Origin of the sequence: Anaerocolumna aminovalerica (assembly GCF_900115365.1) — a bacterium.
In the GTDB taxonomy this organism is placed as follows: domain Bacteria; phylum Bacillota; class Clostridia; order Lachnospirales; family Lachnospiraceae; genus Anaerocolumna; species Anaerocolumna aminovalerica.
The window spans coordinates 1-20,357 of record NZ_FOWD01000039.1 but is presented as its reverse complement, the minus strand read 5'-3'; the positions used below and the strand labels follow the sequence as shown (position 1 = coordinate 20,357).

Here is a 20,357-nt window from a genome sequence, read left to right as displayed (position 1 = left end):
ATTTATGGATGGAATGTTATCTCAGGAAGAAATTAATGCTCTGCTAAACGGCATGAGTTCTTCTGATGATAGTGATAAAAAAATAAATACACAAGCAGATTCCTTAACAGATGCTGAGAAAGATGCAATTGGAGAAATATCTAATATTAGTATGGGAACAGCAGCAACAACTTTATCTTCTTTGGTAAATCAAAAAGTTGTTATAACAACTCCTGTGGTATCCTATGCAACTTGGAGTGATTTAGCAGATACTTATGACAGACCTTGTGTTTTTATTCAGATTTATTATAAAGATGGGCTTGATGGAAACAATATCCTGATTTTAAAGGAAAGAGATGTAAAGATAATTACTGATTTAATGATGGATGGGGATGGTACAAACACAGACGGTGATTTGTCAGAATTACATTTAAGTGCAATCAGTGAAGCTATGAACCAAATGATGGGTTCTGCTTCCACTTCAATATCCTCTCTATTAGAAAAGAGAGTGGATATCAGTCCGCCAGAAGCTAAGATTGTAGATTTAAATGATACTATCGATGCTGGAGATGTTGCCCCATTTTTAAAGGATCTATTTGTAAAAGTGGCCTTTAAAATGGAGATTGGCGACCTTGTGGATAGTGAATTGATGCAGTTATACCCATTTGATTTTGCAAGGGATATATATAAGAAGTTTGTAAAAGACAAACAAACAAGCAATGAAAGCAAGGCGGTAAAAACATCATCTGTAACAACAAATGCAGCCCAAAGTGATAATGCAGGGATGAATATGGAACAAGTTATGCAGCCAAATCAAGGAGCACCAACAATACAAAATATGCAAGGCATGCAGAATATATCTAGGGGAGTGAATAATATGATGCCAATGATGCAAGATGTTAATGTTCAACCAGCACAGTTTCAGCCATTTACTGCAGGTGTGGCGCCAGTAGTTCAACCAGAAAATATCAACCTGTTAATGGACGTTCCATTAGAGGTAACTGTAGAACTTGGTAGAACAAGTAAATCTATTAAAGATATTCTTGATTTTACACCTGGTACAATTATTGAGTTAAATAAACTTGCAGGTGAACCTATTGATGTTTTAGTAAATGGAAAATTTGTAGCTAAAGGTGAAGTAGTAGTAATTGAAGATTCCTTTGGTATAAGAGTGACAGAGATTATTAAATAAATTACAAAATTAATAGGATAGGAGATTTAGAAATGGCAAAAAGTATTTTAATTTGTGATGATGCTGCTTTTATGAGAATGATGATTAAGGATATTCTGACAAAGAATGGTTACACCATTGCAGGGGAAGCTGAAAATGGTGTAAAGGCAGTTGAAAAATACACAGAAACAAAACCAGACTTAGTCATGATGGATATTACAATGCCGGAAATGGATGGTATTCAGGCATTAAAGAAAATCAAAGAAACAGATCCTAGTGCGAATATTATTATGTGTTCTGCAATGGGACAACAAGCAATGGTTATTGAATCTATTCAGTCAGGAGCAAAAGACTTCATTGTTAAGCCTTTTCAAGCAGACAGAGTTCTTGAAGCAGTAAAAAAAGCGGTTGGTTAAAATGACTATATTAACAACAAAAACATCGGAATTGTCCAGTGGATGGCAATTAGTAGGTGTATTCATACTATTTATATTTATTCTTGGGGCAACCTATTTGACCACCAAAATTGTAGGTGGAGTTAAATTAAATCAAATAAAGAACAGTAACTTTCAAGTAATTGAAACATATAGAATTACTCAGAATAAATATTTACAGTTAGTAAAAGCGGGAACCAGATATCTTGTTTTAGGAATTAGTAAGGATAATGTAAATTTCATAACTGAATTAAAGGAAGATGAAATTTTAAACTTTGACCAAATGGCTAAAGCTAAAGTAAACTTTTCGGATATTATGTCAAAACTTACGAACCGGCAAAATAATTTCGTTTCCCAAAATAAAGAACATAATCTTGAGCATCAGCAACATAATGGCGGGTCTCAAGATAATAAAAATAACTAGTAAAGGTTGGTATTCATGAGTACATATATAAAGAAGCAATTAAGAAACGCGACAAAATTCAGTGGGATCTTATTTGTTGTGTTATGTATATTAACCTTTATTTTTATTGCACCGATGAAGGTATCTGCTACGAATATTAATAATAACAGGTCAACAGAAACAACCGATAAAAAAGACACTGCCGGGGAGAAGGATGGGGCGGTAGATATTACAGGTGCAATTGGACCTTTTCAATTTAATCTTGATACAGGTTCAGAAAGTAATGGGTTATCAGCAACACTACAGATTTTATTGTTATTAACTATTATTTCGTTAGCACCTGCTATATTAATCATGGTAACTTCCTTTACCCGTATTCTGATTGTTATGCATTTCGTAAGGTCAGCGCTAGGAACGCAAACTACACCGCCAAATCAGGTACTGATAGGACTGGCATTATTTCTTACCGTTTTTATTATGTCACCGGTGTTCACACAGATTAATAATAAAGCGATACAGCCGCTGCAGCGTGAGGAAATCACAACAGAAGAAGCTATTGATGCGGGCATAGAGCCACTTCGTGATTTTATGTTAAAAGAAGTTAAACCAAAAGATTTGAAATTATTTATGGATATTGCAGAAATTGGACCTGTAGAAGATTTTAAAGAAATACCAATAACAGTCTTAATTCCATCTTTTATTATCAGTGAGTTAAGAATTGCATTTATCATAGGGTTTTTAATCTATATACCATTTATCGTAATCGATATGGTTGTAGCTTCTACACTTATGTCAATGGGTATGATGATGCTTCCGCCAACTACCATATCCATGCCATTTAAAATACTATTATTTATATTAGTAGATGGCTGGGGGTTAATAATTGGTACACTGGTAAAAACATTCTATTAGCCTAAAATAGTCGTTTCGAAGTGCTTTAAAATATCTAAGAAAATAACTTATAATAGCGTAATAATATACTATAAAGTCATGTTAATTAAAAATAAACATTAAAAAAAATATAAAATAAGTAAGTACCTAAGTAACAGGGAGGTTATTCATGAATGAAAATATTATAGTAGATATTGCTAGGGATACATTGTGGCTTATTATAAAAGTATCGGCACCTATGTTAATTGCCTCCTTAGTTATAGGTCTAGTAATAAGTATACTGCAAACGGTAACTTCCATTCAAGAACAAACCCTCACATTTGTTCCTAAACTGATTGCTGTATTTTTAGTTTTAATGATTTTTGGTAATTGGATTCTTACGGAAGTGAAAGATTTTACAATTAATTTAATCACCAATATTAATTACTATATTCAGAACCTATGACAGTTCAAGTAGATCATTTAGAAGCATTTTTGCTGATACTAGTGAGGATAACAGCATTTATCTATGTAGCACCATTTTTTAATTTAAAAAACGTACCCCGAAAAGTGAAAGCAGGTTTTTCTTTTTTCTTTGCCTTGGTATTGTATGAGGTAGTTCCAATGCCTGAATTAGTTTATCAAGGGGTAATAGGATTCGCAGGTTTATTAATTAGTGAAGCTTTAGTCGGTATTATACTAGGATTTTTCACTAATATTTGTTACTATATTTTAGCATTTGCAGGGCAAATGATGGATATGGAAATTGGTTTCGCTATGGTCAATGAATTTGATCCGGTTTCTAATATTCAAACTACCATCACCAGCAATTATTATTCTTATATTGTAATGTTAATTATGATGGTAACAAATCTGCATCATTATTTAATCATTGCATTTGCCGATGCCTTTAAGATTATTCCGTTAGGAGGGGCAAAATTTAGCCCAAGTCTCTACTTGTTGATGATAGAGTTTATAAAAGAATATTTTATTATAGGCTTTCGGATTATTTTGCCTGTCTTTGCAGCCACATTAATTTTAAATGTTATTTTAGCAATACTGGCTAAAGTAGCTCCACAAATGAATATGTTTGTTATTGGTATTCAGCTTAAAATTTTTGTGGGACTAGCTGTTTTGTTTCTGGTTGTAGGTTTAACACCCAGAGTGGCAGAGTTTATCTTTGATGAAATGATTTATATGATGCGGTCTGCCATAGATGGATTACGTTAATCTGTTTTTGTGTTATAAGTTCTCCTGCTTATAACATAGAAAGCACGACCTGCAGAATGGGCACTTGCCCGTTAGGGATATAGTGGCTTTAACAACCGGCCTCGTTTAGGGAATGCGCCATAGCAAATTCTTTGTTAATAGCTTTATATTATAAAATGGGCTAGAATAATTTATGAATTGGAGAAGTTATGATAGACAGTAATTTGAAATCATTATATCAATGGGGCAATAGTACATATCATCATAATTTATCATCAAAACCACATAGCTTCTCTTATAATCTGCAATTTTTTGCAAAAGATGGTCCGGGCGGAGAAAAAACAGAAGCACCTACACCTAAGAAATTAACCGATGCCAGAAAAGAAGGACAGGTTGCGAAAAGTATTGAATTGGTAACAGCAGCTTCTCTGATTGCCTTGTTTTATTCCATAAAAATATTTATAGGTTATATTGGTAAGGGATTTTTTGAAACCTTTAACCTGGTATATGGAAACATTGATAAATTAGCTGGTGAAGATTTCAATACGGTAACAGCAACTTTACTTTTAAGAGAATCTATTCTGACCATATTAAAAATATGTCTTCCTCTTTTTGCTGTTGCTTTTATTGTAACTTTTGCAGTGGACTTAGTACAAGTAAAGTGGAAGGTATCTGGTAAACTGTTACAGCCAAAGTTTAGTAAAATAAATCCCATTAAAGGATTTAGCAAAATTTTTTCCAAAGAAAAGATAATGGAATTAATTAAATCGGTTTTAAAAATTTTAGTTATTGCTTATCTGGCATATAATGCCTTAAAAGATTATAGCACTACGTTATTAAAGCTATATGAAATTGATTTAGAGCAAGCCATAGTTTTAGTCGGATCCATTGTTATTGATTTAGGACTAAATATCAGTATGGCGTTTTTGATAATCGGACTTGCTGATTATTTTTATCAGAAGATTAAATTTAAAAGAGACATGATGATGACTAAACAAGAAATAAAAGATGAGTATAAGCAAACAGAAGGGGATCCGCAGATTAAAAGCCGGATTAAAAGTAAAATGAGGGAAGCTTCCCAAAGAAGAATGATGCAGCGTTTACCGGAAGCAGATGTGGTTATTACAAACCCAACCCATTTTGCAGCAGCCATAAAGTATGATAAAGATGCGGCAGATGCACCTGTTCTATTGGCAAAAGGTGCTGATTTTCTGGCCGAAAGGATCAAAACTGTTGCAAGAGAGAACAAGATTGAGATTGTAGAGAATAAACCACTTGCAAGAATGTTATATTATAATGTTGAAATTGGAAATGAAATTCCACCGGAGCTGTATCAGATGACAGCAGAGGTTTTAGCATATGTGTATAGTTTAAAAGGGGGTAGTCATACATGAGAAAAACCGACTTAGCTATTGGTTTATATATATTGGCAGCAATTGTATTTCTAATCGTACCATTGCCTTCTGTTATATTGGATGTTTTGCTTGCGTTTAATTTAGCAGTATCTATGGTTATTCTATTTAATGCTTTATTTTCAAGGGAAGTATTAAACATGTCTACTTTCCCCACCATTCTATTATTTACTACAGTATTTCGTATTTCTTTAAATGTTTCTTCCACAAGATTAATTCTTCAAAATGGTAATCCAGGTAATGTTGTAAGAACCTTCGGAGAATTTGTAGGTGGTGGAGATGGAATCTTAGGTATTATAGTATTTATAATCTTACTATTAGTACAATTTATGGTTATTAACAAAGGTTCAGAGAGAGTTGCGGAAGTAACTGCAAGATTTACACTGGATGCGATGCCAGGTAAGCAAATGGCTATTGATGCAGACTTAAATACAGGTGCAATCAATGATACTCAGGCCCGTGAACGAAGAGAAAAGATTCAGGAAGAATCAAACTTCTTTGGATCTATGGATGGTGCTACCAAGTACGTAAAAGGTGATGCCATTGCCGGACTTATAATTACGGTTATTAATTTAGCCGGCGGTATGATTATGGAAATGATGAGAAATGGTACCGCGGCCGGTGATGCATTTAATATGTACTCTGTGCTTACTATTGGTAATGGTTTAGTAAACCAGATTCCATCTTTAATGATTTCTTTGGCAACAGGTATTCTGGTAACCAAGGTATCCAAAGATGCGGATATTGGTGACTTGTTAGTAAAGCAGCTTTTCTCCATTCCTAAAGTGTTATATATTGTAGGAGGCAGTCTTATCTTTCTTGGAATTGCCACACCATTAAATACAATCGTATTTACTACTTATGGTGTTATATTTATTGTGACAGGTAGAGTGATTGCCGGTAAAATGGAAGTACATAGTATTGAAGAACAGGTTGCCTTAGAAGAAGATTCAACAGATGAGATTCGAAAGCCGGAAAATGTAAATACATTACTTCAGGTAGATCCAATTGAATTAGAATTCGGCTATGGTATTATTCCTTTAGCAGATGTGAATCAGGGCGGTGACCTGCTGGATCGTGTTGTTTTAATACGTAGGCAGATTGCTTTGGAATTGGGATGTGTGGTTCCGATTATCCGCTTAAGAGATAACATCCAATTAAATCCCAATCAGTATGTAATTAAGATCAAAGGAATTGCTGTAAGTGAAGGAGAAATTCTTTTTGATCACTATATGGCAATGAATCCCGGTTATGTGGAAGATGAGATTAGCGGTATACCTACCTTTGAACCTTCTTTCCATTTGCCGGCACTTTGGATAACAGAAAGTCAGCGGGAAAGGGCAGAGTCCTTAGGATATACGGTTGTGGATCCTCCTTCCATTATTGCCACTCACTTAACAGAAGTGATTCGCAGTCATATACATGAATTGCTTACAAGACAGGATGTTCAGAATCTTATTAACAATGTACAAGAAGCCAATTCTACTTTAATAACCGAATTGGTTCCAAAATTATTAGGAGTAGGAGAGATTCAAAAAGTACTGCAAAACCTTTTAAAAGAAGGTATTTCTATCAGGGATTTGATTACTGTTTTTGAAACCCTTGCAGATTATGCATCTACTACAAGAGACACCGATGTTCTAACAGAGTATGTAAGACAAAGTTTAAAGAGAGCTATTTCAAACAAATATTTTCCGCCTAAAGAAACTACAAGTGTAGTAACTTTAGATCCGAAAATAGAGCAAGAAATTATGGGCTCAATAAAGCAAACGGAACAGGGTGCATATATTACCTTAGATCCGGAAAAAACACAAGATATTATTCATTCGGTAGAAGAAGAAATACAAAAGTTAGAGAATCTTGGAAAGAATCCAATTGTTATAACTTCACCTATTGTAAGAATGTATTTTAAAAAGCTTACGCAGGATTATTTTAAAGATTTGATTGTTATTTCGTATAACGAGATTGAATCTAATGTAGAATTACAGTCAGTAGGGATGGTGACAGCTTAATGATAATTAAGAAGTTTCAAGGGAATACGGAAACGGAAGCTATTATGCTTGCAAAAGAGGAATTGGGAAAAGATGCAATTGTTATGAACATCAAAACAATTACACCGAAAGGTATCTATAAACTTTTTCGAAGTCCCATTGTAGAAATTACAGCTGCAATGGACGATACCAATCTGCCTTCCGTCGAGAAGAAGGAACTGGTTTCAGAAAAAACATCGCCCAAGTTTAGTGCATATGTAAAAGATAATTTATCTGATATTTTACAGGAAGACAAAGAGAATTCTACTACTGTAGAAACTTCAGCTATTGAAAAGAAACTAAATAGTTTACAGGAATTATTAGAAAAGCAGTTAAATGAATCCCGTACAGAGCAAAGGGAAGACCATACAGGACAATGGGAAGACCATACAAAACAATGGGAACCCCATACAAAACAATGGGGCGAAAAAGAAGATATTAAAGCAGATGAAAAAGAAACTGCAAATAAGAATCTGTCTTTGATTCAACTAGTTTACAACCAACTACTCCATAATGAAGTAGATGAAAAGTTTATAAATCAAATATTGGGCGAAATTGAGAATAAGTATAAGAAGGATACTACTCTTGATAATTTATTGGCAAATGTATATCAAAAAATTATTCTAAAGCTGGGTCAGCCCAAAACCATTGAATTAGAAGAGAATAAAACAAAAGTTATATTTTTTATTGGACCTACCGGTGTAGGAAAAACAACAACAATTGCTAAAATTGCGTCAACCTTAAAATTGAACAAAAAGGCAAAAGTTGCCATGGTTACTTCTGATACCTATAGAATTGCTGCTGTAGAACAACTTAGAACCTACGCTAATATTCTTAGCGTACCTATGCAGGTAATCTATACTCCGGAAGAAATGGAAACAGCCAGGGAAGAATTTAAAGATTATGATGTAGTATTAGTGGATACTGCCGGACGTTCTCATAAAAGTGCTGAACAAAGAACGGACTTGGATAAGCTGATTCATTCTGTAGAGGAAGATGTAAGAGAAGTATATTTAGTTATGAGTGCAACTACCAAATATGCAGACTTAGTCAGGATTACAGAAGCTTATTCTGAAATAGCAAATTACAGAGTAATTTTTACAAAATTAGATGAAACAGGAAGCATAGGTAATGTTCTTAATATCAGAATGCTGACAGGTGCCGATTTGTCTTATACAACATGTGGACAAAATGTACCGGACGATATAGGTAAGTTAGATACTCAAGAAACGGCTAAGCAGTTGCTAGGAGGCAGTGATTAATGGACCAGGCAGAACAATTAAGAAATATTATGAAACGCCAAAGCCAACAGAGTAAGGTTGCCCGGGTTATCACTGTCACCAGCGGTAAAGGTGGAGTTGGTAAATCAAGCATATCTGTAAATCTAGCAATTCAAATGAGTAAGTTGGGTAAAAGAGTAATTATATTAGATGCAGATTTTGGTTTAGCCAATGTAGAGGTTATGCTGGGAATCCGTCCGAAGTATAATTTAGCAGATTTATTATTTAAAGGCAAAGGGATAAAGGATATTATAACAGAAGGTCCAAAGGGTATAGGATTTATATCCGGTGGTTCAGGAATACAGGAATTAAATCATATCTCTAGAAACCAAATTATTGATTTGACTCATAAATTAGATGAGATAGACAGCATTGCAGATGTTATAATTATAGATACCGGAGCTGGTATCAATGACATGGTCTTAGAATTTGTTGTTGCAAGTTCTGAAATTTTATTGGTAACCACTCCGGAACCTACTTCTATAACTGATGCCTATGCCTTATTAAAAACATTAAATAGAAAGCCAGAATTCTCTGCCACCAATTCTACCATTAAATTAATTGCTAATCGTGTAGAATCAATTGCTGAAGGCAAAGAATTATTCAATAAATTAAATGTAGTTGTTAATAGGTTCCTAAATATAAAAATCGAGTATTTAGGAAGTATTCCCCAGGATACCAATGTTCCTAAGGCTATTATACAACAAAAACCATATTCTATTTTATATCCCAATTCACAGTCAACGAAGGCTATTTGCAATCTTGCTAATATACTATGTGAGATTACAAAAGAAGAACAGAAAAGAAGAGGCATATCACAACTATTTTCCAGTTTGATACACGGTAGGAGGTGACATATGATTAGAGATATTGTAGCCATAGGGGATAAGCTTGAGTTAAGACGATTAAATTCGGAGGATAAAACTTCCGGGAGAGGTAAAGTGTATGTCAGCCAATTACTTGACCTTGTTGATAATGATAAAGCAATTATAGCGATGCCAATAGAAAAAAGTCATATTGTTCCCTTATCTGTTGGAGAGAAATATACTATATCTTTTTATACCGGTAAGGGACTCTATCAATGTAATGGAATCATCCTCAACCGCTATAAGATTAAGCAAATATATGTTTTGGAAATTCAGTTTATATCTGAGGTTGAAAAAAATCAAAGAAGACAATATTTTCGATTAAGTTGTATTGTTGCTATTCTATATCATGTAATAACAGAAGAAGAAATAATATTAGAAAAAAAGATGATTAGCAGTACTGGGTTCGAAGTAGAAAAAGATAAGGATTATGAGAACTTAGAAGCATTAAAAAAGATTTGGTATGAAGGTACCATTACTGATTTAAGCGGAGGAGGAGCAAAATTTGTTTCAAACCGTGAACATGAACCAGGTGAAGACATAGTATTATCCATAACTCTTAATATAAATGGTGAAACTAAAAAAATACCTTCAAAAATCATTGCTTCTGCAAAAATGCTTAACAGAGTTGGTTTCTATGAGCATAGAGTTCAATTTACAAATATAAATAGAGAGGACAGGGAGGCTGTTATTAAATTTATATTTGCTGAAGAAAGACGTCAGAGAAAAAGGGAAAAGGGATTAGACTGATATGCAAAAAAAAGTTTTGGTTGTTGATGACTCTGCACTCATGAGAAGAGTGCTTTCTGATATAATTAACTCAGATAGTAGATTTTGTGTTTTTAAAATCGTATCTAACGGGTTAGAAGCTTTGAATCTATTGATTCAGGATAAAGAAGAATTCGATGCCATTATACTAGATATTAATATGCCGGTTATGGGTGGGCTTGAATTCTTAAAAGAGTTAGGAAAAAGAAAAATCAATGCTGCCGTCATTGTTGTAAGTACCGTGGCGAAAGAGGGTGCCAAGGAAACTATCCAGGCCTTAGAACTAGGAGCTTTTGATTTTGTTACGAAACCGGAAAGCTTTTTAGATGTAAAAAGCAATCGGTTTCGGGATAAGATTATTACAACTCTTGCTGCAGCAACCAATTCTTCCAAATCTTCTATAAAATCATTGATTGAAGAAGAAACATGCAAAGATAGGAAAACTCAGCCAATTTATCCCAAGCAGCAGACCCTGCCGGGTATTGAAAATAATCATCAAAGGAAAAGCAAAGGAATTAGCGGGCAAAATAAAAATAAACTAATAGCCATTGCTTGTTCTACCGGTGGACCTAAGGCACTTCAGAAAATTATACCTTTTTTACCGGTGGATTTAGATTGTAGTGTGTTAATTGTTCAGCATATGCCGGAAGGATTTACCCATTCACTTGCAAATCGCCTGAATGAGATCAGTAAATTAAAGGTAAAAGAAGCCGAAGAAGGAGAGGTTCTGCAAAAAGGAATTGTTTATGTAGCAAAAGGCGGCTATCATATGCGATTAACCAATCAGGGAAGCAGAATACATAAAATAACAATAACAAAAGAAGAAGCAAGAAACGGCTTAAGACCCTGTGCAGATATTATGTATGAATCTTTAGCAGATACCGAATTTGATGAAATTATTTGTGTTGTATTAACCGGTATGGGCAGTGATGGTACCCGTGGAATCAAATTTTTAGATCAGAAAAAAAATATTTACGTAATAGCCCAAGATGAAGCTACCAGTACGGTTTATGGTATGCCAAAGGTAATTACTGAAACAGGACTTGTGAATGAAATATTACCTTTGGACCAAATCGCAGGCGCTATACGAAAGAACATGGGGGATTGATTATGGACGTAAGCCAATATTTAGAGATTTTTATCGACGAAACCAAAGAACATTTACAAAGTTTAAACGACCAGCTGTTAATTTTGGAAACAGAACCAGAGAATGTTGAAACTATTAATGAAATATTCAGAGCAGCACATTCTTTAAAAGGCATGGCTGGAACTATGGGATTTAAGAGAATGCAGCGCTTAACACATGATATGGAAAATGTCTTCTCTGAAATCCGTAATGGTAATATGAAAGTTACAGCTGATTTAGTAGATGTTTTATTCAAGGGTTTAGATGCATTGGAGGCATATCTGAGTAATATCCAAGAAAGTGCAGATGAAGGCACGGAAGATTATGAAGATATCATTAGCCAGCTAAATAAGATCCTAAACATCGGATTGGGAAAAGAGACAAAAGAACAAGGGAAAGAAGAAGTTTCCGGGGCAGATGCTGTTACTGGGATAACCGTACAATCTGACTCCAGTGCTGAAAAATTCAGGAATTTGAATATTCAAAGTTATGAAAGAAAAGCAATTCAAAAAGCATATGATATTGGTATGAATGTATTTGGAATTACAGTATACATACAAGAAACCTGTATCCTAAAAGCAGCAAGAGCATTTTTAGTATTCAAATCTCTGGAAGGCCTGGGCGAAGTAATAAAATCACAGCCAGACATTCAGGATATTGAAGATGAAAAATTCGATTTTGACTTTAGTATGGTGTTGCTAACCAAGGAAAGTCTTGAAAATATTGAGATGACCATTGCCAATATATCTGAAATACAGAATGTATATATCGACCATCTTACCTTAGAACAGTCAGCGGATGATACTATGGAAGCAGAAGAAGAAAACAGTCACAAGCAGGAAAAGAGTAATGGAAAAAATACTGTTAATACGAAAAATAATGCCATAGCTGCAAAACAATCATCTAAACCTGTTGTAAACCGTTCCGTAAGAGTGGATATTGAAAAACTGGATGTTCTAATGAATTTGGTTAGTGAATTAATCATTGCTAAAAATGGACTTGTTTCCATCAGCAGTTCAGAAGGGACCTCAAGAGGGGAATCCGGTTTTAATGAACAAATCGAATATCTTGAAAGAGTTACTACAAATCTTCACGAGTCCGTAATGAAAGTAAGAATGGTGCCAATTGAAAGTGTAACAAATCGCTTCCCAAGGATGATCCGTGATCTATCTAAGAAATTAGATAAGAAAATGGAATTATATATGTCCGGTGAAGAGACAGAACTTGATAGAACTGTAATCGATGAAATAGGTGATCCTCTTATGCATTTATTGCGTAATGCTGCTGACCATGGATTAGAAAGCAACCAGGAAAGAATTGCAGCAGGGAAGCCGGAGGTTGGTTCTATATTCCTTGAGGCATACCAGGATGGTAACAATGTAGTTATTGAAGTCAGAGACGACGGCGGCGGAATTAACGTTGAGAAAGTCAAGAAAAAGGCTGTTGAAAAAGGAACTCTTACCCAGGAGCAGGCTGACGTAATGTCAGAGAAAGATGCCATTGATTTATTATTCAGACCAAGTTTCTCTACAGCAGATACCATTTCTGAAGTATCAGGAAGAGGTGTTGGTCTTGATGTGGTAAAAACTAAGATTGAAAGTCTTGGGGGTGATATTGAAGCTAATACAAAACTGGGAGCAGGCAGTAACTTTATTATTCGCCTTCCACTTACATTAGCAATTATTCAGGCGCTTATGGTAGAACTGGGTTCAGAGAAATATGCAATACCATTGGGAAGTATTCAGACAATAGAAGATGTTAAGATTTCAGAAATAAAATATGTTCATTCCAAAGAAGTAATTAATCTTAGAGGTAATGTTATTCCAATTATCCGTTTAGATAAAGTGTTAGATGTTGAAAGCGATCATGAAGTGACAGATCACCTAACTGTAGTTATTGTATCAAAAGGCGATAGATTAGCCGGATTAGTAATAGATAATTTAATTGGACAACAAGAGATTGTTATTAAGTCTATCGGTAAATACATTACCAATAACAAAATTATTGGTGGTGCAACCATTCTTGGTGATGGTGAAGTAGCCTTAATTCTTGATGTTAATACATTAGTCTAGGAGGGTCTGCAATGGAAGAAAATATAAAAGAACTAGAAGCAAAACAATATATTGTTGTAAATATTGGTCAGGAACAATATGGAATTGACATCAAATACATTGATAATATTGTAAGAATGCAAAGAATTACCAGGGTACCAAAAGCCCAGCATTATTTTAAAGGTGTCATTAATCTCCGTGGAGAAATCATACCGGTTATGAGTATTCGTTTAAAGTTTGGTTTAGAACCGGATGAATTTGACAATGGAACCAGAATTATTATTGTTAAATTAGATGCTCAATCAGCAATCGGAATTATTGTTGATGAAGTAAAGGAAGTTGTATCCTTGGATGAAAGTATGATTTCTAAAGTAAATACGGAATTAGATGAAAAGAATAATTATTTAAGCGGCGTGGGTAAACACGGAGATAGTTTAATATCACTGCTGAATATCCAAGGAGTTATTAATGACTAAGAATATGGTATGAGTGGGAATTATGGAGATGCATAATTCACACACTGATTTATTTGGGATGTCGCAAAGCGGCATCATGTTTGAAAGTGTGAAAAAGCAAGAGCTTTCACAAAGTGACTTGTGAAACAAATTCACTTGTTTCGGCAGAATGGAGATAATCAATGTCAAATATCAATCTGGATCAAATAGACAATATGCAATTTGACGTTCTAAAAGAAATAGGTAACATTGGTGCTGGTAATGCAACTACGGCTTTATCCAAGATGATTAACGGTAAGGTAGATATGAGTGTACCGGAAGTTGCATTACTGGAGTTTAAAGAACTTCCGGATATGGTGGGAGGAGCAGAAAACATTGTTGTGGGCATTTTAATTCAATTAGAAGGTGAAGTTAATGGAATGATGATGTTCATAATGGAAACGGAATCTGCTTACCATTTGGTAAACATCTTATTGGGAAGTTCAATAAAACAATTTGAAGATTTTACTGAATTAGAACTATCAGCATTACAAGAAATTGGGAACATTATTTCAGGGGCTTATTTATCATCTTTATCAACATTAATAAATATAAGGATTGATGCAAGTATTCCTTATATGTCTATCGATATGGCAGGAGCCATATTAAGCGTACCTGCTATTGAATTTGGAAAAGTGGGAGATAAGGCACTAATGATTGAGACAAAGTTCTCAAAAGATGAATCTGATGTTAAGGGTTACTTTATTCTTATTCCTACCCTAGAATCCTATAATGTAATACTGAAATCTTTAGGATTATAGGTGAGGGGTTATGAGTGAAGTAATCAAAGTAGGAATGGCTGATTTAAATGTGTGCACTGCACCAGATGCAATTACCACACTGGGGCTTGGTTCCTGTGTAGGAATCGTGTTATATGACAGTGCTGTCAAGAAAGCTGGCATGGTACATGTCATGCTTCCTGACAGCACAAAAATAAGAAACAATGAAAATTCTGCTAAATTCGCAGATACGGGAATAGATGTTTTAATTGAAAAGTTGGAGAAAATCGGTGCCTGTCGTAGCCGTCTTACTGCAAAAATAGCAGGGGGAGCTCAGATGTTTGCTTTCAGCAACAACAATGATATGTTACGTATTGGTGACCGGAATGTGGAAGCTAGCAAGAATAAGTTAGATAAATTAGGAATACGTATTCTTGCAGAGGATACCGGACTTAATTATGGTAGAACTATCATTTTCTATCCCGAAACAGGTGAACTGCATGTTAAATCCGTAGGAAAACCATTAAAAATTATATGAGAAGAAGGTGATACAATGCAAAGACGTTATATAGCACCTGCCATTATGTTAACTGCTGGTGCAATCACCATTATATTAAATATTATTTACAGATTGGAACTTCTGGCTAGTTTAAAAAGACTTTTACTTGTCTTACTTATTTTCTACATAATCGGTAAAGTTGCAGAAAAGATTATTGGGAAAATAGCTGACAACCAGAAAAAGATGGAGGGGGCCAAGGAGTCTTCCTTGGAAGAAACCGTACTTGAACCTACGGAACCTCAAGATAATCAAGAAATAGAAAATGAGGCGGGCATTACTGAAGACTAAAATTAGAGTACAAAAGGGGTATTAGTATGAATGCTGAAGATAGAGCAAAGCTTTGGGAAGAATATAGCAAATGTAAAACAACAGAAGGCCGGGACAAGATTATAATGGAATATTCGAATCTGGTGAAAATCGTTGCGGGACGTCTTAGTATGTACTTCGGAAGTAACGTAGAGTACGACGATTTGGTTGGATATGGCATATTCGGCCTTATTGATGCTGTTGACAAGTTTGATTATAGCAAAGGCGTGAAATTCGAAACTTATGCAAGTTTTCGAATCAGAGGCTCTATTATAGACGAAATTCGAAAAATGGACTGGATACCAAGAACCTTAAGACAGAAACAAAGAAAAATGGATGCCGCATACCAAAAAATCGAAGCCCAGCAGGGTAGAATAGCTACTGATGAAGAAGTAGCAAAGGAATTAGAGATTACAGTGGATGAACTGGAAACCTGGCAAAATCAAACCAAGTTATCAAATGTTCTTTCATTAGATGAATATATTGATCAGGGTAGTGATGTAAAAACAGAATCTGGTTTAAGTACCCAATTTGATACGCCGGAACGGTTTATGGAAAAACAGGAATTAAAAGAAATACTGGCTAAAACATTCGAAACATTGACAGAAAAAGAAAAGAAAGTAATCATATTGTATTATTATGAGGAATTAACTTTAAGAGAAATCAGTGCTATATTGGAAGTTTCAGAATCCAGAATTTCTCAATTACATACAAAGGCATTACAGAAAATGAGACTGAAATTAGGAAATAACTTTGATGTATTACTAGGAGTATAAGAAACATAGTATCATTATTTATATAAATGAATCCGACTAATGAGGAACTGGAAAAAATAATTGATTAAGAGGGAGTGTGTATGAGTAGTAAAAATAGTTATTTTCAGCTGGAAATTAAAAATGATGGTACATATTTAAAAATTTACCCACCTGTAGATAATGGGCAGCCGATTACTTATGATGAGATCAGTGAATATTTAATCGATAAAAAAATCTACGATTACAACATTAAAGATTTAGGACATGCCATTGCCAATGCTCAAAGGGAGATTACTGAAGTAAAACTTCTTTCAGTTCCCGTCTTACCGGAAGAAGAATATGTTCGAATAAAGGTATCTCAGGATCGTATGTATGCCATTGGCAGATTTTATCCTCCTTCCAATAATGGTTCCTGCATGAACTCCAAAGAGATTATGAACAGTTTAACCCAGATTGGAATAAAAGAAGGGATCGTACAGGAAAATATTGAAAGCTTTATTAATAATCGCAGATACTGTGAAGATATAATTTTAGCCAAAGGTGTAAAACCGGTGGAAGGCAAAGATGCCGTTATTATTTATCATTTTAATACGGATACTACCGTTAAGCCAAAGGTAAATGATGATGGTACTGTAGATTTTCATCAGCTTAATGTAATAAGTAGTATTAATAAAGGAGATTTATTAGCTACCCTTGAACCTGCAATAGAGGGTAAATCCGGATACGACATATATGGGAATGTATTAAAACCCGGAAAAGTAGTAAAAAAGATTCTAAGACATGGCAAAGGAATACACTTATCAGATGATGGACTTAAGATGTATTCAGATGTCAATGGTCATGCTATGCTTCGGGACAATCGGGTATTTGTTGCAAATACTTATGAAGTTCCCGCAAACGTTGATGTTTCCACAGGAGACATTAATTACGAAGGAAATGTATCTATTAAAGGAAATGTAATTACTGGTTTTTCTGTCCAGGCCAAAGGTGACATAATTGTAGATGGTGTTGTGGAAGGGGCTACATTAAAAGCCGGAGGAAATATTATCTTAAAACGTGGCATGCAGGGTATGAGCAGAGGAACTATGGAAGCAGAGGGAAATATAATATCCAAGTTCATTGAGAATGCAGAAGTAAAAGCAGGTGGCTATATTACTACAGAAGCTATTTTGCACAGTAAGATATCTGCCCGGGGTGATGTTACCGTAGGCGGTAAAAAGGGATTTGTGACTGGAGGAGAAATCCGTTCTGCTACCAGTATAACTATAAAAACAGCAGGTTCCACCATGGGAGCCAACACGGTACTGGAAGTTGGAATTGATCCTGCAACCTCTGACGAGCTAAAAGGTTTAGAACAAGATATTCTTTCCATGAGAACAGATATGGAAAAATTAATGCCCATACTGAATAATTTTAAGAAGAAAGTCAGTAATGGGGAAAAAATGCCGCCGGATAAACTAAATTACATAAAAACAGCAACCCTTCATTGTATTGATTTGGATAATAAAATAAAGGAAGCAACCTTTCGTTATGATCAATTAAAACTTGAGTTGAGTAAAAATGAAGGTGGTACCATTCGTATTGAAAACATAGCATATCCTGGAGTAAAGATCGTAATTTCTAACGTAGTTTATTATGTTAGAAGTGAGATACATTACACTAAGTTTATACGAGACAGAGCCGATATTAAGCTTGTAGGCTTATAAAGGAGGATTGCTATGCCAATAAAACCAATCGATATTATTACTATGCCCCCAAAATCACAGGAAGTTTCTGTTTACAAACAGCAGGAAGTACAAAAACCGTTGAATGAACAGATGCATCTGAATAACCAGTTTAATAACGAAATACGTCATAACGGTCAGCAAACAACTAAAACCATTAAAAGTGAAAATAGAGAATACCGCTATGATGCAAAGGAAAAAGGGAATAATTCTTATACTGGTTCCGGCTACCATGGGCAGAAGAAAAAGAAAGAGGATGAAACTGGGTCAAAAGATCATTTTCATACAGGTTCAATCGATATTAAAATATGACAGGAGATAAACAATGACACCAATTGAAATCGTTTTAATTCTAATCGGAATAGGATTTTTAGTGATTAGTATGTTCTTAGTGGATAAATCTAAGAACACCAAAGAAGAATTCAATAAGGATGGAAATGGTCCAGGTAAACTTACCCAGGAAGATATTGAGGCAATAAAGAAAAAAGTTGACTTAATTTTATCGGACGTATCAGAAGAAATCCTCCAGACAACAGATGATAAATTAAGTCACTTGTCCAATGAAAAAATCATTGCAGTTACCGATTATTCCAATCAAATATTAGAAAAGATCAATCAGAACCATGAAGAAGTTATCTTTCTTTATAATATGTTAAACGAAAAGGAAAGCGAACTAAAGGAACTGGTAAAACAGCTGCAAAGTACTAAAAAAGATTTGAAAGAAACTGCTCTTCGAACAGCAAATGATAATAGGGTGAAGGCTAATGCTGCAAATGGTATTTTGGCTAAGACTAATGTAAGCAGCCAAACAGCAGATAAGGGTAATTTAAAAATAAACAATAATTCTAATCCGATAGCAGCGGAAAATTATAGTGGCAGCAAAACAAATAAGGAAAATCAACAAGCAGAAAAGAACCAACATATAGAAAAGAATCCTGAAAACAATAATGCCAGAATACTGGAATTATATAAACAGGGAAATTCTATTGTTGAGATATCCAAATTCTTAGGATTAGGTCAAGGTGAAGTGAAATTAGTAATTGACCTGTTTAATAAGAAAAAATAGACTAGTTAAATGAAACCTTGCATTGGATAAAGATTGGAGTTAGAAGCAGCATGAAACTAAAATATTATTTAAGAGGATTGGGAGTAGGTATTTTATTTTCTACTATTATATTATCAATTGCGTTTAAAGCCTCTTCAAAAGAAAAAGCAGATAAGGTCAATTCAAATACTGAGAGTAATACCTCCGGCACAGAAGCAGCAAATGGAGATGACGGAATAAAAGATTTAGAGGATTTATTAGCTCCTTCGGCAGCACCTTCCATAGCCCCAACAGTAACACCTACAGAGAAAGATATAAGTGATAAAGAAACAACAGATACTTCCAGTGAGGCACCATCGGTATCCCCAACAGCTCCCCTGGAAGAGGAAACAGAGGAATCAAATCCGATAGTGGCAGATCAAACTGACGATTTAAAGGAACAAAATGAAGAGTCAAAAGATTACATAATTGTCAGAATTGAAGAAGGTATGACTTCCGAAGAGGTAGCTTCCATATTATATAATTACGGAATCATAGAGGACAAAAATGATTTTAATACTTATATGAAAAAAAACAATTATAGCAGAATTATTAATATAGGTGACTTTAAAATAGCAAAAAATGCAACTTATGAACAAATTACTGATTTAATCGTAGAAAAATAAAATAAACCTTGCAATTGTGTTTTAATTGTGTTAAAATACTTTTCGCATGGTTCACGCGGATGTGGCGGAATGGCAGACGCAGCAGACTCAAAATCTGCCGGGGGCAACCTCGTGAGGGTTCGAGTCCCTCTATCCGCATTAGGATGAAACCTGTCGAAAAAGCTGATATTGCTTTTCGACAGGTTTTTTGTTGTATACCAATACAAATAAACCACTTGCTATGCAAGTGGACCCTATCCGGCTTTAAGCCCTAGATAAAAAACCTCCTATGTTATAATAAGTGTGGGTCCTAAACCGCACTAAACCAACAAAGGAGGTATCCAATTGGATAAGAATACATTATCACATACAACATGGGAATGCAAATATCATATAGTGTTCGCACCAAAGTACAGAAGACAAGTGATATATGGAAATATAAAAGCAGATGTAGCAAATATATTAAGTACACTGTGTAAAAGAAAAGGAGTAGAAATTATAGAAGCAGAGTG

At 34.6% G+C, this 20,357-nt stretch carries 23 protein-coding genes and 1 tRNA gene; all 24 read left to right on the top strand.

The window, feature by feature from the left end:
• The first annotated feature begins 4 nt into the window (after positions 1-4).
• A complete protein-coding gene (fliY, locus tag BM183_RS16775) occupies positions 5-1,171 on the top strand; it encodes a flagellar motor switch phosphatase FliY (RefSeq protein WP_091688126.1) in 1,167 nt (388 codons plus the stop codon).
• Positions 1,172-1,203: 32 nt separating this feature from the next.
• A complete protein-coding gene (locus BM183_RS16770; RefSeq protein WP_091688124.1) occupies positions 1,204-1,566 on the top strand; it encodes a response regulator in 363 nt (120 codons plus the stop codon).
• 1 nt (position 1,567) lies between these two features.
• Positions 1,568-2,008 (top strand): flagellar biosynthetic protein FliO, encoded by a 441-nt coding sequence (locus BM183_RS16765; RefSeq protein ID WP_091688122.1) that lies wholly within the window; start codon positions 1,568-1,570, stop codon positions 2,006-2,008.
• Between the two features lie 15 nt (positions 2,009-2,023).
• Positions 2,024-2,899: a flagellar type III secretion system pore protein FliP gene (fliP, locus tag BM183_RS16760; protein WP_242961037.1), complete on the top strand. Its 876-nt coding sequence runs from the start codon at positions 2,024-2,026 to the stop codon at positions 2,897-2,899.
• A 148-nt stretch (positions 2,900-3,047) separates the two neighbouring features.
• Positions 3,048-3,323, top strand: coding sequence for a flagellar biosynthesis protein FliQ (gene fliQ / locus BM183_RS16755; protein ID WP_091688120.1), 276 nt, complete (start codon positions 3,048-3,050; stop codon positions 3,321-3,323).
• Positions 3,320-4,087, top strand: coding sequence for a flagellar biosynthetic protein FliR (fliR, locus tag BM183_RS16750; RefSeq protein WP_091688118.1), 768 nt, complete (start codon positions 3,320-3,322; stop codon positions 4,085-4,087). The genes fliQ and fliR overlap by 4 nt, the downstream gene beginning before the upstream one ends.
• Before the next feature lie 188 nt (positions 4,088-4,275).
• Entirely contained in the window at positions 4,276-5,460 is a 1,185-nt protein-coding gene (gene flhB, locus BM183_RS16745) for a flagellar biosynthesis protein FlhB (protein ID WP_091688116.1), read from the top strand.
• Positions 5,457-7,490, top strand: coding sequence for a flagellar biosynthesis protein FlhA (flhA, locus tag BM183_RS16740; RefSeq protein WP_091688114.1), 2,034 nt, complete (start codon positions 5,457-5,459; stop codon positions 7,488-7,490). The genes flhB and flhA overlap by 4 nt, the downstream gene beginning before the upstream one ends.
• A complete protein-coding gene (gene flhF / locus BM183_RS16735; protein ID WP_091688112.1) occupies positions 7,490-8,770 on the top strand; it encodes a flagellar biosynthesis GTPase FlhF in 1,281 nt (426 codons plus the stop codon). The genes flhA and flhF overlap by 1 nt, the downstream gene beginning before the upstream one ends.
• On the top strand, positions 8,770-9,642 hold the full coding sequence (locus BM183_RS16730) for a MinD/ParA family protein (RefSeq protein WP_091688110.1): 873 nt from the start codon (positions 8,770-8,772) through the stop codon (positions 9,640-9,642). The genes flhF and BM183_RS16730 overlap by 1 nt, the downstream gene beginning before the upstream one ends.
• A gap of 3 nt (positions 9,643-9,645) precedes the next feature.
• Entirely contained in the window at positions 9,646-10,404 is a 759-nt protein-coding gene (locus BM183_RS16725; protein WP_091688108.1) for a flagellar brake protein, read from the top strand.
• A 1-nt stretch (position 10,405) separates the two neighbouring features.
• The gene (locus BM183_RS16720; RefSeq protein ID WP_091688106.1) at positions 10,406-11,530 is read left to right on the top strand and encodes a protein-glutamate methylesterase/protein-glutamine glutaminase; all 1,125 of its coding nucleotides are present in this window, start codon (positions 10,406-10,408) and stop codon (positions 11,528-11,530) included.
• A gap of 2 nt (positions 11,531-11,532) precedes the next feature.
• A complete protein-coding gene (locus BM183_RS16715; RefSeq protein ID WP_091688104.1) occupies positions 11,533-13,620 on the top strand; it encodes a chemotaxis protein CheA in 2,088 nt (695 codons plus the stop codon).
• A gap of 11 nt (positions 13,621-13,631) precedes the next feature.
• On the top strand, positions 13,632-14,075 hold the full coding sequence (locus BM183_RS16710; RefSeq protein WP_091688102.1) for a chemotaxis protein CheW: 444 nt from the start codon (positions 13,632-13,634) through the stop codon (positions 14,073-14,075).
• Positions 14,076-14,236: 161 nt separating this feature from the next.
• Positions 14,237-14,854, top strand: a complete 618-nt coding sequence (locus tag BM183_RS16705) for a chemotaxis protein CheC (RefSeq protein ID WP_091688100.1) — start codon at positions 14,237-14,239, stop codon at positions 14,852-14,854.
• A 10-nt stretch (positions 14,855-14,864) separates the two neighbouring features.
• The gene (locus BM183_RS16700) at positions 14,865-15,350 is read left to right on the top strand and encodes a chemotaxis protein CheD (RefSeq protein WP_091688098.1); all 486 of its coding nucleotides are present in this window, start codon (positions 14,865-14,867) and stop codon (positions 15,348-15,350) included.
• A 15-nt stretch (positions 15,351-15,365) separates the two neighbouring features.
• Complete coding sequence (locus BM183_RS16695) at positions 15,366-15,659, top strand: hypothetical protein (protein ID WP_091688096.1); 294 nt, start codon at positions 15,366-15,368, stop codon at positions 15,657-15,659.
• Between the two features lie 26 nt (positions 15,660-15,685).
• Positions 15,686-16,453 carry a FliA/WhiG family RNA polymerase sigma factor gene (locus BM183_RS16690; protein ID WP_091688094.1) on the top strand — a complete coding sequence of 256 codons (768 nt, stop codon included), beginning with the start codon at positions 15,686-15,688 and terminating at the stop codon, positions 16,451-16,453.
• A gap of 80 nt (positions 16,454-16,533) precedes the next feature.
• Positions 16,534-18,138: a DUF342 domain-containing protein gene (locus BM183_RS16685; protein ID WP_091688092.1), complete on the top strand. Its 1,605-nt coding sequence runs from the start codon at positions 16,534-16,536 to the stop codon at positions 18,136-18,138.
• A 12-nt stretch (positions 18,139-18,150) separates the two neighbouring features.
• Positions 18,151-18,468 carry a hypothetical protein gene (locus BM183_RS16680; RefSeq protein ID WP_091688090.1) on the top strand — a complete coding sequence of 106 codons (318 nt, stop codon included), beginning with the start codon at positions 18,151-18,153 and terminating at the stop codon, positions 18,466-18,468.
• Between the two features lie 13 nt (positions 18,469-18,481).
• Positions 18,482-19,222 (top strand): DUF6115 domain-containing protein, encoded by a 741-nt coding sequence (locus BM183_RS16675; protein WP_091688088.1) that lies wholly within the window; start codon positions 18,482-18,484, stop codon positions 19,220-19,222.
• A gap of 50 nt (positions 19,223-19,272) precedes the next feature.
• Positions 19,273-19,866: an endolytic transglycosylase MltG gene (locus tag BM183_RS16670; RefSeq protein ID WP_091688086.1), complete on the top strand. Its 594-nt coding sequence runs from the start codon at positions 19,273-19,275 to the stop codon at positions 19,864-19,866.
• A gap of 55 nt (positions 19,867-19,921) precedes the next feature.
• Positions 19,922-20,004 (top strand) — tRNA-Leu (locus BM183_RS16665).
• A 186-nt stretch (positions 20,005-20,190) separates the two neighbouring features.
• On the top strand, positions 20,191-20,357 hold a 167-nt coding region (gene tnpA / locus BM183_RS16660), incomplete at its 3' end, for an IS200/IS605 family transposase (protein WP_139221545.1).

Excerpts from the sequence above, each read along its gene's own strand:
- fliQ (WP_091688120.1), top strand. The coding sequence starts at position 3,048 with ATGAATGAAAATATTATAGTAGATATTGCTAGGGATACATTGTGGCTT.
- BM183_RS16700 (WP_091688098.1), top strand. The coding sequence starts at position 14,865 with ATGAGTGAAGTAATCAAAGTAGGAATGGCTGATTTAAATGTGTGCACT.
- fliP (WP_242961037.1), top strand. The coding sequence starts at position 2,024 with ATGAGTACATATATAAAGAAGCAATTAAGAAACGCGACAAAATTCAGT.
- BM183_RS16765 (WP_091688122.1), top strand. The coding sequence starts at position 1,568 with ATGACTATATTAACAACAAAAACATCGGAATTGTCCAGTGGATGGCAA.
- BM183_RS16720 (WP_091688106.1), top strand. The coding sequence starts at position 10,406 with ATGCAAAAAAAAGTTTTGGTTGTTGATGACTCTGCACTCATGAGAAGA.
- flhA (WP_091688114.1), top strand. The coding sequence starts at position 5,457 with ATGAGAAAAACCGACTTAGCTATTGGTTTATATATATTGGCAGCAATT.
- BM183_RS16730 (WP_091688110.1), top strand. The coding sequence starts at position 8,770 with ATGGACCAGGCAGAACAATTAAGAAATATTATGAAACGCCAAAGCCAA.
- flhF (WP_091688112.1), top strand. The coding sequence starts at position 7,490 with ATGATAATTAAGAAGTTTCAAGGGAATACGGAAACGGAAGCTATTATG.
- BM183_RS16710 (WP_091688102.1), top strand. The coding sequence starts at position 13,632 with ATGGAAGAAAATATAAAAGAACTAGAAGCAAAACAATATATTGTTGTA.
- BM183_RS16715 (WP_091688104.1), top strand. The coding sequence starts at position 11,533 with ATGGACGTAAGCCAATATTTAGAGATTTTTATCGACGAAACCAAAGAA.
- BM183_RS16725 (WP_091688108.1), top strand. The coding sequence starts at position 9,646 with ATGATTAGAGATATTGTAGCCATAGGGGATAAGCTTGAGTTAAGACGA.
- fliY (WP_091688126.1), top strand. The coding sequence starts at position 5 with ATGGATGGAATGTTATCTCAGGAAGAAATTAATGCTCTGCTAAACGGC.
- fliR (WP_091688118.1), top strand. The coding sequence starts at position 3,320 with ATGACAGTTCAAGTAGATCATTTAGAAGCATTTTTGCTGATACTAGTG.
- BM183_RS16695 (WP_091688096.1), top strand. The coding sequence starts at position 15,366 with ATGCAAAGACGTTATATAGCACCTGCCATTATGTTAACTGCTGGTGCA.
- BM183_RS16770 (WP_091688124.1), top strand. The coding sequence starts at position 1,204 with ATGGCAAAAAGTATTTTAATTTGTGATGATGCTGCTTTTATGAGAATG.
- BM183_RS16675 (WP_091688088.1), top strand. The coding sequence starts at position 18,482 with ATGACACCAATTGAAATCGTTTTAATTCTAATCGGAATAGGATTTTTA.
- flhB (WP_091688116.1), top strand. The coding sequence starts at position 4,276 with ATGATAGACAGTAATTTGAAATCATTATATCAATGGGGCAATAGTACA.
- BM183_RS16705 (WP_091688100.1), top strand. The coding sequence starts at position 14,237 with ATGTCAAATATCAATCTGGATCAAATAGACAATATGCAATTTGACGTT.
- BM183_RS16680 (WP_091688090.1), top strand. The coding sequence starts at position 18,151 with ATGCCAATAAAACCAATCGATATTATTACTATGCCCCCAAAATCACAG.
- BM183_RS16670 (WP_091688086.1), top strand. The coding sequence starts at position 19,273 with ATGAAACTAAAATATTATTTAAGAGGATTGGGAGTAGGTATTTTATTT.
- BM183_RS16690 (WP_091688094.1), top strand. The coding sequence starts at position 15,686 with ATGAATGCTGAAGATAGAGCAAAGCTTTGGGAAGAATATAGCAAATGT.
- BM183_RS16685 (WP_091688092.1), top strand. The coding sequence starts at position 16,534 with ATGAGTAGTAAAAATAGTTATTTTCAGCTGGAAATTAAAAATGATGGT.